Source organism: Xenorhabdus sp. PR6a (genome assembly GCF_028599065.1).
Taxonomy (GTDB): Bacteria; Pseudomonadota; Gammaproteobacteria; order Enterobacterales; family Enterobacteriaceae; genus Xenorhabdus; species Xenorhabdus doucetiae.
Window position 1 is genome coordinate 1 of record NZ_JAQRFJ010000049.1, and the last position, 12,821, is coordinate 12,821.

Below are 12,821 nucleotides of genomic sequence, written 5' to 3' on the forward strand. Positions count from 1 at the left end.
TAACTTTTACCGTGTTTTTTCGTCCAGGTTGCATCGGTATCTTTCTGACACCGTTTGTTTTTCGTCCAGTCATCAGGGACTTGACCCTGACGGATTTGTTCATTCTCTTCTTTCTTATTGTGTTGTTTAGGAACCGGAATCAACGTGGCATCAATGATTTGGCCGCCACGAGGGATAAATCCCTGTGCCGAAAGCTGATGCTTCGCCTCGTCAAACAACGCCCTGGCCCCTTCCTGACCAATCCGTTTTTCGAAATACCAAATGGTATTGCGATCTGGAATATTAATGACATCGGTCAAACGACAAAAACGTTGCCAACTCATGCGGTCAAGTAATTGATATTCCATCTTTTCATCGGAAAGATTATGGAAATGTTTCAGGATAATGATGCGAACCATCACCTCAGTCGGGAATGGCGGGCGTCCGCCTTTGGGAGAAATAATCCGTGGCGCGACCCGGTCTACCGTGTCAGCCAGTGCCGAGAAATCAACATACTTATCAAGGACAAGCAGTGGATCGCCTAATTCATCAATTTTTCGACGATGGTATTCGGCTGCCAGCTTATCTTTTTTTAAAGCAGAACGAGGCGGTATCATGACGGCGCTACCTTGTAGGGAGGGAGGGATGTATTGTGTCTCTATTTTCCTCAATTTGGTAGCTGTGAAAAGTTTTTAGAGGTTCCCTAAAGTAAGAAGACCGTTGCTATTATTCTTTCTTCTCTCCTTCAATTGAGTTACCTAAAGTGTTAAGTTTGTATTACATTAAAATTTTCATATTTATTTTTATATTATTACAGCTTTTTCCCTGGTGTTGGTGCTAGTATAAGGCACTAAGAGTTGAGCAATAAATATCCATGAAATTTTTTACCGTTGAAACACTTGAGAGTTTTAACTATTTTTTGCGACATTGGAAGCGTATAAAATACTTTAATTTACATCTCTTATCTTAGGGCAAATAAACAGCATTAAGCACTTGTTTGTAATCAATGAACATTTAAATGTTCATATCCAACCTTTGACTCTCTAATTATTGTGCCATATTATATGATTCAAAAAATAATGAAGGAAAAAGACCATGAGTAATAAACCTATCATTTCACCTCAAATCATTAACACACTGGCAATAAGTCACGATCCTTGGGGAATTAAAGATAATAACTCATGTTTTATTTATGGCAACAAAGCATTAAGTGTGCTTAAAGGGTTTCCCGATTCATTTGATTTTGAAGGACTTTATGATAAAGATCTGCCTTGGGATGGTGCTGAGTTTGCAAAAGCCTATATTCATCATGATCAAAAGGTCATGCAGGAAGAAAAGTCCTATGTTTCACTAGAAACACATATTTGGGGAGAAGAGAAAACGTTATCCTCTTATTTTTGTGAAAAATCACCTCTTTACCATGAAAACGGTGACTGTATAGGAATTATATATCACTTATGGAAAGCCCAAGATTATTCATTAACCCGCCTATATCATGGAAAACTCCCTGCTTCCATTATATTTCAACCTCCTGCTCATTTATTTACCCAACGTGAATGGGATATTATTTTTCTCTCTCTACATAAATATACCAGCAAACAAATTGGCAGGACATTAAATATCTCCTACCGTACTGTCGAAAATTATACCGCTCAAATATATAAAAAAGCGGGGGTTAGCTCTGCCCAACAATTAGAAGAATACTGTCGCATTAATAATTTCGATCTCTATGTACCAGAGAGATTTTTGCGTCCTGAAAGCCGTATTCTTGACTGAACCCTAAATTTTTCGGCATCCACAATAATCCGTGTCCAACCTGAAAAACACCTCATCCATTAAACATGTTTTCATCCAATAAGTGATCTGCATTCCATTTTTACAATCCGATGCGGATTTTATTTGCCTATTTGTTAATCGCAATCTATTTATTGCTCAACAAAAGGCACAAGTTCCCATCGGATACGTTTTACTGATGACCAACAAATTCCGGCTTTACTTTTTCATGATCTTATAAAACAACAATAAGGAACCGTTATGAAAACGATTTTAGTCACTGCTTTTGAGCCTTTCGGTGGTGAAACCATCAATCCATCATGGGAGGCCGTCAGGCCATTGCAGGGAGGCCAAATTGCGGGTGCGAAGATTGACGTTTGCCAATTGCCTTGCGTTTTCGATGCTTCTCTGGAACATCTCTACACCGCCATTGAACGGGTTAAACCCGAAGTGGTAATTACCGTCGGAGAAGCCGGAGGCAGACCCAATATCAGCGTAGAACGCATCGCAATCAATATTAACGATGCCCGTATTCCGGATAATGCCGGCAAACAGCCGATTGATACGCCTGTGATTACAGGTGGTTCTGCGGCTTATTTTTCTACCCTGCCCATCAAAGCCATAGTAAATGCGCTAAATGCTGCCGGCATTCCTGCAACCGTCTCTCAAACGGCAGGAACTTTCGTCTGCAACCATGTGATGTACGGTTTGCTGCATTATTTGCATCAACGTAATTTGCATCAACCTGCCTCCGTTGTACGGGGCGGCTTTATCCATGTTCCTTATTTGCCCGAACAGGCAGCCAGACACTCTGGTACAACACCCAGTATGACGGCAGAGATGATGACGGCAGCATTGAAAATCGCCATCGAATCAACATGCAAAAATGAAAAAGATATTACCGCCACAGGCGGGGCAATAAGCTGAAAAAAGTAAGCTGAAAAAACTGAAAAATAGCCACTGTAACTCAGTGGCTATTTCATTTAGAAAGGTAACACTTGGTAGATATTCAGTAGCCAGATAACGATAACCGCAAAGATTGCCGCGATAATATCATCCAGCATAATGCCGATACCGCCTTTCACATAGCGGTCAAACCAGCGGATCGGCCACGGTTTCCACATATCAAAAATGCGGAATACCACAAAGCCAACCAAAACCCATTGCCAGTTGAGCACCGGGATCGCCATCAGTGTGATCCACATACCAATGAATTCATCCCAGACGACACAACCCGGATCGTCCACCTTCATGGCATCGGCGGCTTTCTGGCAAATTACGCAGCCAATGACGGTTCCCAACACAATCGCCAGCCAAACTCCCCATGTCGGTAACTGAGCCAGCAACAACCAGAAAGGGATCGCCGCCACGGAACCCATTGTGCCCGGCATAATCGGCGATAAACCACTTCCGAAGCCCGTCGCCAATAAATGCCACGGGTTACTCATTTTTAAGTGGCGTTTTGCATCATCCATGCGTTCCCTCCGTTTGATCATTTTCTTCCTGATGCGCAACCGGCGGACAAGGTACTACCGGTTTTTTATCCGTTTTAAAATGGTCAAATCCATTCAGATCCAATGCAATCTCTTCGTTATGGTTAAAATAGCGGATGCCTTCTGATTCTGGCCTGATTTGCCCAATACAGCAGAAGCTCGCGCCGGCATGAGCCAATGCCATATTTAACGCGCCACGGTTGAGCTCAGGGACGGTGAAGCATAACTCATAATCTTCCCCGCCACTCAACGCCCATTTCAATGCCTGTTCAGGAGAGACATATTGCTGCATCGCTTGCGAATAAGGTAACGCATCCAGATTGATACGTGCCCCGCATTGGCTCGCTGTCAGAATATGGTTGAGGTCAGAAATCAATCCATCAGACAAATCAATCGCGGAAGATGCCAGATTACGTAATGCCTGTCCTTGTAAAACGCGGGGTTGTGGACGGAGATGGCGCTTGACCAGCCAGTTGTGGATCGCAGGATCTTCCACTATCAGGCGCTCTTGCAGCAAGGCAAGCCCTGCTGCACTGTCACCCAAGGTACCGGTGGCATAAATCCAATCGCCGTTTTTCGCCCCGGCACGACGCAACGCCCTGCCAGCCGGCACCAATCCATGTACGGTCAGCGTCAAACTCATGGGGCCTTTTGTCGTATCCCCACCAATTAACTGCATACCGTAATAGTTCAACTGTTCAAACAGACTATCACTAAATCGTTTTAACCAATCCTCATTGACGTCAGGCAACGTTAACGCCAACGATGCCCAAGCGGGATCAGCCCCAACGGCAGCCAGATCACTGATATTGACAGCTAATGCTTTATAGGCCAAATCTTCCGGTGAGATATCAGGAAGGAAATGGACACCCGCAACCAATGTATCCGTTGTGACCGCTAATTCTTGCTTATCTGCTACGGTTATCAGTGCACAATCATCACCAATCCCCAGGCTGACATCACGGCGGCGGACGAGGTGGCAATTGAAATAACGTGCAATGAGGTCAAATTCACCACATGCCATAATAGAATTCCAAAAAGTGACCAATGATGAGCACATGAGGCCGGAAATCCGGCCTCATGTGTAAAATCATCGAGTTATAATGGGGAACTCCTGGCAAGCAATCACTTCTTCTTGCGTGCTGCCGGCCCTGCTTTATCCAACACCCCATTTACGAATTTATGGCTATCTTCAGCGCCAAACACTTTTGCCAGTTCAATGCCTTCATTAATAGCCACTTTGTAGGGAACATCATCACGAAAGCTTAGTTCAAACATCGACACGCGCAAGATAGCTTTTTCTACCTGACCTAACTCTTCGAGCTGGCGGGAAAGATAAGGCGCCATCAAGGCATCCAATTTTGTAGCATTGACTGCTACCCCAGACAGCAATTCACGGAAATAGGTGACATCAACACCGGTTACGTCCTGCTCTGACAGAAACTGCAATTCAACATCAGCGATGCTGTTTTTGGATAATTGCCATGAATAAATTGCCTGAACAGCACACTCACGAGCACGACGACGAGCAGCAGGTTTCACAAAATTCCCCTTAATTAAAACTAAAAAAACTTAAGCCTTAATGGCTTTGATTACATTGATCATTTCCAATGCGGTCAAGGCAGCTTCCGCACCTTTATTACCCGCTTTAGTCCCTGCGCGTTCAATTGCCTGCTCAATATTTTCAGTTGTCAAAACACCAAATGTGACAGGAATGTCGCTGGACATTGCCACACTGGACAAGCCTGAACTGCATTCGCCGGCAACATATTCGAAGTGGGCTGTACCGCCACGGATCACTGTTCCCAAAGCAATAACCGCATCATATTTTTGCGATTCGGCCAGCGCCTTGGCAGTTAATGGCAGTTCATAGGCGCCTGGCACCCATACGACGGTGATATTGTCTGTAGAAACCTGGCCGATGCGCTCCAATGCATCAACGGCTCCTTCCAGCAGGCTGTCATTAATGAAGTTGTTAAAGCGGGCAATCGCAATAGCAATGCGGGCTTTAGGCGCTGCAACAACACCTTTGATTACGTTCATAGCCTTCCTTATACCTTATTCATATCCGCAGGGGCGCGGATCTTATCACATTATTTTTCTCTGCGTCTTGGTTTATGTCCAAACTGAAATCAGAACACCTAGCGCGGTCGTAAGCGGAGACGCACATCAGGGCCAATCTGTTGGACATCAAACAGAGAAAATTCAGGTGCATCCGATAATTTTTCCAATTCAGGAATATCAAGCAACCCACGGGCACGGTTACCCAACACTTTAGGCGCGATATAAAGGATCAATTCATCGACCAAGCCCAGCGATAACAAAGCCCCCGCCAAAGCCGGTCCACATTCCGCCCAGACAGAATTCACCTGACGCTGACCAAGTTGCATCATCAGCAACACTAAATCAACACCGTCACCCTGTTCCGGTAATAAAATTTGTTCGACATGATCAGGCCATTCTTGCTGATCTTGCTTGATACGTGCTAACCAACATTCCCCGGTTTGCCGGACAACTTGATGCTGTGGCGTCACACGATTTTGGCTATCCGTAATAATACGGATTGGCTGGCGGAGCAAGGCTTGCGGATAAACAGCTTGTGTTTCAGCATCCAGCTCATGCCAGCGGACGGTCAGGGAAGGATCATCTGCCAATACTGTTGCACTGGAACTCAAAATGGCACTGCATTGTGCCCGTAGTTTCTGCACATCCTGACGGGCTTGCGGTGAGGTAATCCACTTGCTTTCCCCCGATGCCAACGCTGTCCGTCCATCTAATGATGCACCCAGTTTCAATTGCAGGTATGGGAACCCTGTCCGCATACGTTTAAAAAAACCCTTATTCAGGGATTCTGCCTGTCCCATCATCAAACCATGTTCAATGGCAATGCCGGCTTGCTGCAATTTATACAAACCACGTCCGGCAACGTGCGGATTGGGATCTTGCATCGCAACTACCACACGGCTTAAGCCTGCGGCAATCAAAGCATCAGCACAAGGCGGTGTTTTACCGTGATGGCTGCACGGTTCAAGGGTCACATAAGCGGTAGCGCCCTTGGCTTTTGCGCCTGCCATGCGCAAGGCATGAACTTCGGCATGAGGCTCGCCCGCCCGTAAATGAAAACCTTCCCCAACGATCTGCTCATCCTTCACGATAACACAACCCACATTCGGATTTGGGGATGTTGTAAAGCGTCCCTGCTGTGCCAACTCCAGTGCGCGGGACATATAGATTTCATCAAGTGTCATAACGTTTAGTCAGTGTTTAGTCTTGTAGTCTGGCTATCTCTTCACCGAATTCGCGAACATCTTCAAAGCTGCGGTAAACAGAGGCAAAACGGATATAGGCCACTTTATCCAATTTTTTCAGGGCATCCATGACAAAATTGCCGATCATTTTGGCCGGAATTTCACGCTCTCCGGTTGCTCGTACCTGTGATTTAATATGGCTGATCGCTGTTTCTACATCATCAGAGCTGACAGGACGTTTTTCCAGTGCCTTCTGCATTCCACGACGCAATTTCTCCTCGTCGAAAGGCTCCCGAATATCATCACTTTTAATGACGCGCGGCATCACCAATTCAGCAACTTCAAACGTCGTGAAACGTTCATGACATTCCAGGCACTGACGGCGACGGCGCACTTGTGAGCCATCCCCTACCAAGCGGGAATCAATAACTTTAGTATCAACGGCTGCGCAAAATGGGCAATGCATATCGTTTCCTGATAGTTAACCGAAGGGATAACAGTGTACCTTGAAGTGATGATGAAAAACACCCTGTCAGTAAGTGCTCACAGGGTGTTTATGCAATATCAGCGCTCAATCATGCAAAACGATGCCACAAAATTTCAGGGAAGAACAGAGGGCTGATCCGCCCCTTCTTTCTCAACTTTCTGCTGGATCAAATGGTCACGTTTCATTCCCAACTTCAACGCCAGTGCAGAAGCAACATAGATAGAAGAGATTGTACCGATAGAAACACCGATTAACATCACCAACGAGAAACCTTTTAGCATTTCGCCACCGAAAATGTACAGCATCAATACCACCAACAAAGTGGTTGCAGAAGTCATAATCGTACGGCTGAGGGTTTGAGTCAGGGAAATGTTGGTGATTTCATACGACGTACCACGGCGGATCTTGCGGAAGTTCTCACGAATACGATCCGACACAACGATGCTATCGTTCAATGAGTAACCGATAACGGACATCAACGATGCAACGATAGTCAGATCAATTTCGATACGAAACAACGACAAAATACCCAGTGTAATCAACACGTCATGGGCAAGTGCAATCACTGCCCCCAGTGCCAGACGCCATTCAAAGCGGAAACCGACATAAATCAGGATACAGATCAAGGCCACCAGTAATGCCATCGCGCCGGTCTGAGCCAGTTCATTCCCGACACTGGGGCCAACGAATTCCACCCGTTTAACCTTGGCCTCTTTATCGATATTCTGATTAATCACCGAGATAATCTTATTGCCAAGTTCCTGCCCAGCATTCCCTGCCACAGGTGGCATACGAACCATTACATCTCGGCTGCTGCCGAAATTTTGCAACAGCGGGTCAGCAAAGCCATTCTGATTCAGGCTCGCACGCATCTTGTCCAGATCCGCGGGTTTACTCAGCTGCACCTCAATGACCGTTCCACCGGTAAAATCAAGCCCCCAGTTAAACCCACGAACGCCTATCATCATGATGGAAGCGACCAACAGCAGGAACGAAATCCCAAAGGCAACGTTGTCCCAGCGCATAAAGTCGATAACTTTACGCCCATAGTTTAATTGTTCAACAGTATAATCCTGTGCCACAACGTGCTCCTTAAATTGACAACTTATTGACACGCTTGCCACCGTACAGCAAGTTCACGATTGCACGTGTTCCCACAATAGCAGTGAACATCGAAGTCACCACACCAATACTGGTAGTGATTGCGAAGCCCTTGATAGAGCCAGTCCCCACGGCATACAAAATGATGGCCGTAATCAACGTCGTCAGGTTTGCATCGATGATACTGGAAAACGCTCCTCGATAACCTTCATAAATGGCCTGCTGGACTGAACGGCCATTGCGCAATTCTTCTTTGATACGTTCGTTGATCAATACGTTCGCATCCACGGCAACGGCAAGTGTCAGGACGATACCGGCAATCCCCGGCATGGTCAGCGTCGCTCCCGGCAACAGGGACATAATACCAACAATGAGTACCAAGTTAACCAGCAGCGCAGTGCTCGCAATCAGACCAAACTTGCGGTAGTAAATCACCATAAATACGATAGAAGCAATCAGCCCCCACAAACACGCTTGAAGGCCCTGCTCAATATTTTGCAAGCCCAGCGTTGGCCCAATGGTACGCTCTTCCACAATCTGGATTGGTGCGATCAACGCCCCCGCACGCAGTAATAGCGATAACTGGCGCGCTTCCGCCGGATTGCTAATGCCTGTTATGCGGAAACTGTTACCCAAACGGGACTGAATCGTAGCAATGTTGATAACTTCTTCTTGTTTAACCAAAATCGCACGGCCATTGGCATCTTTCTTGCCGCTGTCTTTGTATTCCACAAACAGCGTTGCCATTGGTTTATGCAAATTATCTTTGGTGAAATTAGACATCGCTGTGCCACCAGCACTGTCCAGCGAAATATTCACCTGCGGATAACCGTTTTCATCCGTGCTGGAAGTCGAATCGGTAATATGATCGCCCGTCAAGATAACCCGCTTGTACAACACAACTGGGCTGCCATCACGGGTCTCTTTCACTTCGGAATCAGCTGGGATACGACCATATTGCACGACGTTCTGATCAACATTGGCATTGACCAGACGGAATTCCAGGGTTGCGGTTGCGCCAAGAATCTCTTTCGCACGGGCAGTATCCTGAATACCGGGCAATTCAACGACGATACGGTCGGCACCTTGACGTTGAACCAGAGGTTCCGCAACCCCCAATTGGTTGACGCGATTACGCAAGATAGTGATGTTCTGCTGTACCGCATAAGTCCGCGCTTCACGCAGACGCTCATCACTCATCACCGCTTTCAGCGTGCTTTCTGCACCAGTGGAGAACACTAAGTCACGGTGGCGGGGTTCAAGATAGCTTTCCGCTTTAGAACGTGCATCATTATCACGGAAACGCATTTCGACGCCGTAATTATCCGTTTTACGGATAGTCGAATAAGGAATACCTTGATCACGCAGTTCAGTGCGCAGGCTATCAATATTCTGTTCCTGCAATTTGCCCAGTGCGGTTTCCATATCCACTTCCATTAAGAAATGAACACCACCGCGCAGGTCAAGCCCCAGTTTCATCGGTTCAGCACCGACGGCGCTTAACCAAATAGGCGTTGCAGGTGCGAGGTTCAATGCCACGACATATTGTTCACCCAATGCAGAGACCAGTGCTTCACGCGCACGAAGCTGCACATCAGTGCTATTGAAACGAGCAAGGATTGCGCCATTTTCCAACGCAATGGACTTACTTTTGATTTGATCTTGTTCTAAAACATTACGGACTTGGTCCAGCGTTTTTTCACTGGCGGCGATGCCTCGCGCACCAGTGATTTGTACAGCCGGATCCTCACCATAAAGGTTGGGAAGTGCATAAAGCAAACCGATGAGGATCGCAGCGATCAGCATCAGATACTTCCACAAAGGATAACGGTTCAACACGGCAGTTCCCTTCGGGAAAATCGGAAAATTAAATAGCCTTCATTGTACCTTTCGGCAGAACGGCGGCAACGAAGTCACGTTTGACGGTTATTTCTGTGGTCTCATTCAGTGCAATAACAACATAGCCTGTTTCAGACACTTTAGTGACACGACCAACCAAACCGCCAGAAGTCAGTACTTCATCTCCTTTGGAGATGGAATCCATCAGTTTCTTATGTTCTTTGGTACGTTTTTGTTGTGGACGCAGGATCATGAAATAGAAAATCAAACCGAAAACAACCAGCATGATAATTAGAGAATATGGGTTCCCCTGAGCTTGCGCTGGTGCACCAGCGGCTGCCGCAGCTTCAGAAATAAAAAGACTCATCAAACTTCCCTCATTGTTATCGAAAATATGACTGTCGAAAATAGTATTATTGACAATCGACAGTGGCTCGATCAAAAACCAGCCCAATATGCTACACATATTGAGGCTGATTAGTCACGATAAATTATATATTTAACGGCGGAACGGGTTTACCGATCTGCTGATAAAACGCGTCGACAAACTGTGCCAGTTTGCCTTCTTCAATGGACTGGCGAATTCCAGCCATCAAACGCTGATAATACCTTAAATTATGTATCGTATTCAGCCTTGCACCAAGAATTTCGTTGCAACGATCAAGGTGATGGAGGTAAGCCCGACTATAATTGCGACAAGTATAGCAATCACAATGTTCATCCAACGGAGCGGTATCTTCTTTGTGTCTGGCGTTACGGATTTTAATCACCCCTTCGGTCACAAACAGGTGACCATTGCGGGCATTACGTGTCGGCATCACGCAGTCAAACATATCGATACCACGACGAACCCCTTCTACCAAATCCTCCGGCTTGCCGACGCCCATCAAATAGCGAGGCTTATCTTGTGGGATTTGAGGGCAAACATGTTCCAGAATACGGTGCATATCTTCTTTAGGTTCACCAACCGCCAGCCCTCCTACAGCGTAGCCATCAAAGCCGATTTCCACCAGCCCTTTTATGGAAACATCACGCAGGTCTTCATAAACACTACCTTGAATAATACCAAACAAGGCATTTTTATTACCCAACTCATCAAAACGTTGGCGACTACGGGCAGCCCAGCGCAATGACATTTCCATCGAACGTTTCGCGTAATCCCAGTCCGCGGGATAGGGCGTACATTCATCAAAAATCATGACAATATCGGAACCCAAGTCATATTGGATTTCCATGGATTTTTCCGGGCTGAGAAACACCGGCGTTCCATTGATAGGGTTACGGAAGTGAACTCCCTCTTCCTTGATTTTACGCATGGCACCGAGGCTAAAAACCTGAAAACCGCCAGAGTCAGTCAAAATAGGGCCTTGCCACTGCATAAAATCATGCAGGTCACCATGCAATTTCATGATTTCCTGCCCCGGACGCAACCAAAGGTGGAAAGTATTCCCTAACAGGATCTGCGCTCCGGTTTCTTTCACCTCTTCCGGTGTCATGCCTTTTACCGTGCCGTAAGTTCCCACGGGCATAAATGCCGGTGTTTCCACAACACCACGATCAAAAACCAGGCGGCCACGACGGGCATTGCCATCCGTCTTTTGTAACTCAAATTTCACTTAACCTCCAGACATCAGAAAAACAGTCCGATGCGATGTTTAGATGCCATTCAAATCAGCGGAGCTGAAATGAAAAATATTCTGATTTTAAACGCTTTTATTTCAAAGTAATTAATTTATTTGGATACCATCTCTTTTGCTGCCATTTTATTGCGATTGATAAACATGGCATCACCATAACTGAAAAAGCGATATTTTTCTGCTACCGCTTCTTTGTAGGCACTCATGGTATTTTGATAACCGGCAAACGCAGAAACCAGCATGATCAGTGTGGATTCGGGCAAATGGAAATTGGTGATCAGTGCGTCTACAACCTGATATTCAAATCCAGGATAGATAAAGATCTGAGTATCACCAAAAAATGGCGCAATAATCCCATCCTGACAAGCTCTCGCGGCACTTTCCAGTGAACGGACGGAGGTTGTTCCTACCGCAACAACGTTATTACCACGTGCCTTACACGCCAGTATCGCATCCACGACCTCCTGTGGCACTTCCGCATATTCGGCGTGCATCACGTGATCTTCAATCGTCTCCACCCGCACAGGCTGGAAAGTCCCGGCACCAACATGCAGGGTGACAAAGGCCATCTCGACGCCTTTTTCACGCAGGGCAGCCAAAAGGGGTTCATCAAAATGCAATCCGGCAGTTGGAGCCGCCACCGCTCCTGGACGTTCACTATAGACAGTCTGATACAATTCACGATCCGCATCTTCATCAGGGCGAGCGATATATGGAGGCAGTGGCATGTGACCGATCTGATCCAAAATGGTCAAGACATCACGCTCATCATCAAAACGGATTTCAAACAAAGTATCGTGACGCGCCAGCATCGTTGCCTTAATGCTTCGAGCCTCACCAAGAGCATCTTCACCAAGAACATCACCACCAAGAATCAGTTCAGTCCCTTCTTTTGGTGCCTTGGACGCACGAATGTGAGCAAGTACTCGCTTATCATCCAGCATCCTTTCGACTAAAACTTCCAACTTTCCCCCCGTCGCTTTGCGGCCAAACAGACGCGCAGGAATGACGCGGGTATTATTGAAAACCAACAGATCACCGGCTTCCAGCTTATCCAGCACATCAGTAAAAATACCGTGCGACAGCTTGCCTGTTTCACCATCAAGGGAAAGCAAGCGACAAGCACTTCGTTGCGGCTGGGGATAGTGAGCAATCAGCTCTTCTGGCAGTTCAAATGTAAAATCAGCGACACGCATTTTATCTGTATCAATTAAAAAAACAGGCGGACTAGTCTAGTGCTGCAAACGCCAGGGTGCAACCAAAG

14 protein-coding genes are annotated in these 12,821 nt (G+C 46.4%); 2 read left to right on the plus strand and 12 right to left on the minus strand.

Annotation, left to right across the window (positions count from 1 at the left end; all coding sequences use genetic code 11):
- Positions 1-593, minus strand: a 593-nt coding sequence (locus PSI15_RS13050) for a transposase (protein WP_273583899.1), incomplete at its 3' end; no start/stop codon positions are given.
- A gap of 481 nt (positions 594-1,074) precedes the next feature.
- On the opposite strand from PSI15_RS13050, the gene PSI15_RS13055 reads away from it, so the two are divergent.
- Together PSI15_RS13055 and pcp are read left to right on the plus strand one after the other, a co-directional pair.
- Positions 1,075-1,755 (plus strand): helix-turn-helix transcriptional regulator, encoded by a 681-nt coding sequence (locus PSI15_RS13055; protein ID WP_273583900.1) that lies wholly within the window; start codon positions 1,075-1,077, stop codon positions 1,753-1,755.
- A 258-nt stretch (positions 1,756-2,013) separates the two neighbouring features.
- Positions 2,014-2,679 (plus strand): pyroglutamyl-peptidase I, encoded by a 666-nt coding sequence (gene pcp / locus PSI15_RS13060; protein WP_273583901.1) that lies wholly within the window; start codon positions 2,014-2,016, stop codon positions 2,677-2,679.
- Between the two features lie 56 nt (positions 2,680-2,735).
- Here pcp and pgpA read toward each other — a convergent pair whose 3' ends face one another.
- The 11 genes from pgpA to queA all read right to left on the minus strand — a co-directional run bounded on the left by pgpA (position 2,736) and on the right by queA (position 12,753).
- On the minus strand, positions 2,736-3,227 hold the full coding sequence (gene pgpA, locus PSI15_RS13065; protein WP_273583902.1) for a phosphatidylglycerophosphatase A: 492 nt from the start codon (positions 3,225-3,227) through the stop codon (positions 2,736-2,738).
- Positions 3,220-4,269, minus strand: a complete 1,050-nt coding sequence (gene thiL, locus PSI15_RS13070) for a thiamine-phosphate kinase (protein ID WP_273583903.1) — start codon at positions 4,267-4,269, stop codon at positions 3,220-3,222. The genes pgpA and thiL overlap by 8 nt, the downstream gene beginning before the upstream one ends.
- Positions 4,270-4,370: 101 nt before the next feature.
- Positions 4,371-4,787, minus strand: coding sequence for a transcription antitermination factor NusB (nusB, locus tag PSI15_RS13075; RefSeq protein ID WP_045968880.1), 417 nt, complete (start codon positions 4,785-4,787; stop codon positions 4,371-4,373).
- Between the two features lie 30 nt (positions 4,788-4,817).
- On the minus strand, positions 4,818-5,288 hold the full coding sequence (ribH, locus tag PSI15_RS13080; protein WP_273583905.1) for a 6,7-dimethyl-8-ribityllumazine synthase: 471 nt from the start codon (positions 5,286-5,288) through the stop codon (positions 4,818-4,820).
- Between the two features lie 98 nt (positions 5,289-5,386).
- Positions 5,387-6,493, minus strand: coding sequence for a bifunctional diaminohydroxyphosphoribosylaminopyrimidine deaminase/5-amino-6-(5-phosphoribosylamino)uracil reductase RibD (gene ribD / locus PSI15_RS13085; RefSeq protein ID WP_273583906.1), 1,107 nt, complete (start codon positions 6,491-6,493; stop codon positions 5,387-5,389).
- Between the two features lie 16 nt (positions 6,494-6,509).
- Positions 6,510-6,959 carry a transcriptional regulator NrdR gene (nrdR, locus tag PSI15_RS13090; protein WP_045968875.1) on the minus strand — a complete coding sequence of 150 codons (450 nt, stop codon included), beginning with the start codon at positions 6,957-6,959 and terminating at the stop codon, positions 6,510-6,512.
- Between the two features lie 134 nt (positions 6,960-7,093).
- Complete coding sequence (secF, locus tag PSI15_RS13095; protein ID WP_273583907.1) at positions 7,094-8,062, minus strand: protein translocase subunit SecF; 969 nt, start codon at positions 8,060-8,062, stop codon at positions 7,094-7,096.
- A 10-nt stretch (positions 8,063-8,072) separates the two neighbouring features.
- Positions 8,073-9,920, minus strand: a complete 1,848-nt coding sequence (gene secD, locus PSI15_RS13100) for a protein translocase subunit SecD (protein WP_273583908.1) — start codon at positions 9,918-9,920, stop codon at positions 8,073-8,075.
- 28 nt (positions 9,921-9,948) lie between these two features.
- Positions 9,949-10,287 carry a preprotein translocase subunit YajC gene (yajC, locus tag PSI15_RS13105; RefSeq protein WP_273583909.1) on the minus strand — a complete coding sequence of 113 codons (339 nt, stop codon included), beginning with the start codon at positions 10,285-10,287 and terminating at the stop codon, positions 9,949-9,951.
- Positions 10,288-10,411: 124 nt separating this feature from the next.
- Positions 10,412-11,536 (minus strand): tRNA guanosine(34) transglycosylase Tgt, encoded by a 1,125-nt coding sequence (tgt, locus tag PSI15_RS13110; protein ID WP_273583910.1) that lies wholly within the window; start codon positions 11,534-11,536, stop codon positions 10,412-10,414.
- A 116-nt stretch (positions 11,537-11,652) separates the two neighbouring features.
- Entirely contained in the window at positions 11,653-12,753 is a 1,101-nt protein-coding gene (gene queA / locus PSI15_RS13115; RefSeq protein ID WP_273583911.1) for a tRNA preQ1(34) S-adenosylmethionine ribosyltransferase-isomerase QueA, read from the minus strand.
- Between the last annotated feature and the right edge of the window lie 68 nt (positions 12,754-12,821).

Bases quoted from the DNA above. Each gene is read 5' to 3' on its own strand.
- pcp (WP_273583901.1), top strand. From the start codon at position 2,014: ATGAAAACGATTTTAGTCACTGCTTTTGAGCCTTTCGGTGGTGAAACC.
- pgpA (WP_273583902.1), bottom strand. From the start codon at position 3,227: ATGGATGATGCAAAACGCCACTTAAAAATGAGTAACCCGTGGCATTTA.
- ribD (WP_273583906.1), bottom strand. From the start codon at position 6,493: ATGACACTTGATGAAATCTATATGTCCCGCGCACTGGAGTTGGCACAG.
- ribH (WP_273583905.1), bottom strand. From the start codon at position 5,288: ATGAACGTAATCAAAGGTGTTGTTGCAGCGCCTAAAGCCCGCATTGCT.
- queA (WP_273583911.1), bottom strand. From the start codon at position 12,753: ATGCGTGTCGCTGATTTTACATTTGAACTGCCAGAAGAGCTGATTGCT.
- thiL (WP_273583903.1), bottom strand. From the start codon at position 4,269: ATGGCATGTGGTGAATTTGACCTCATTGCACGTTATTTCAATTGCCAC.
- nrdR (WP_045968875.1), bottom strand. From the start codon at position 6,959: ATGCATTGCCCATTTTGCGCAGCCGTTGATACTAAAGTTATTGATTCC.
- yajC (WP_273583909.1), bottom strand. From the start codon at position 10,287: ATGAGTCTTTTTATTTCTGAAGCTGCGGCAGCCGCTGGTGCACCAGCG.
- PSI15_RS13055 (WP_273583900.1), top strand. From the start codon at position 1,075: ATGAGTAATAAACCTATCATTTCACCTCAAATCATTAACACACTGGCA.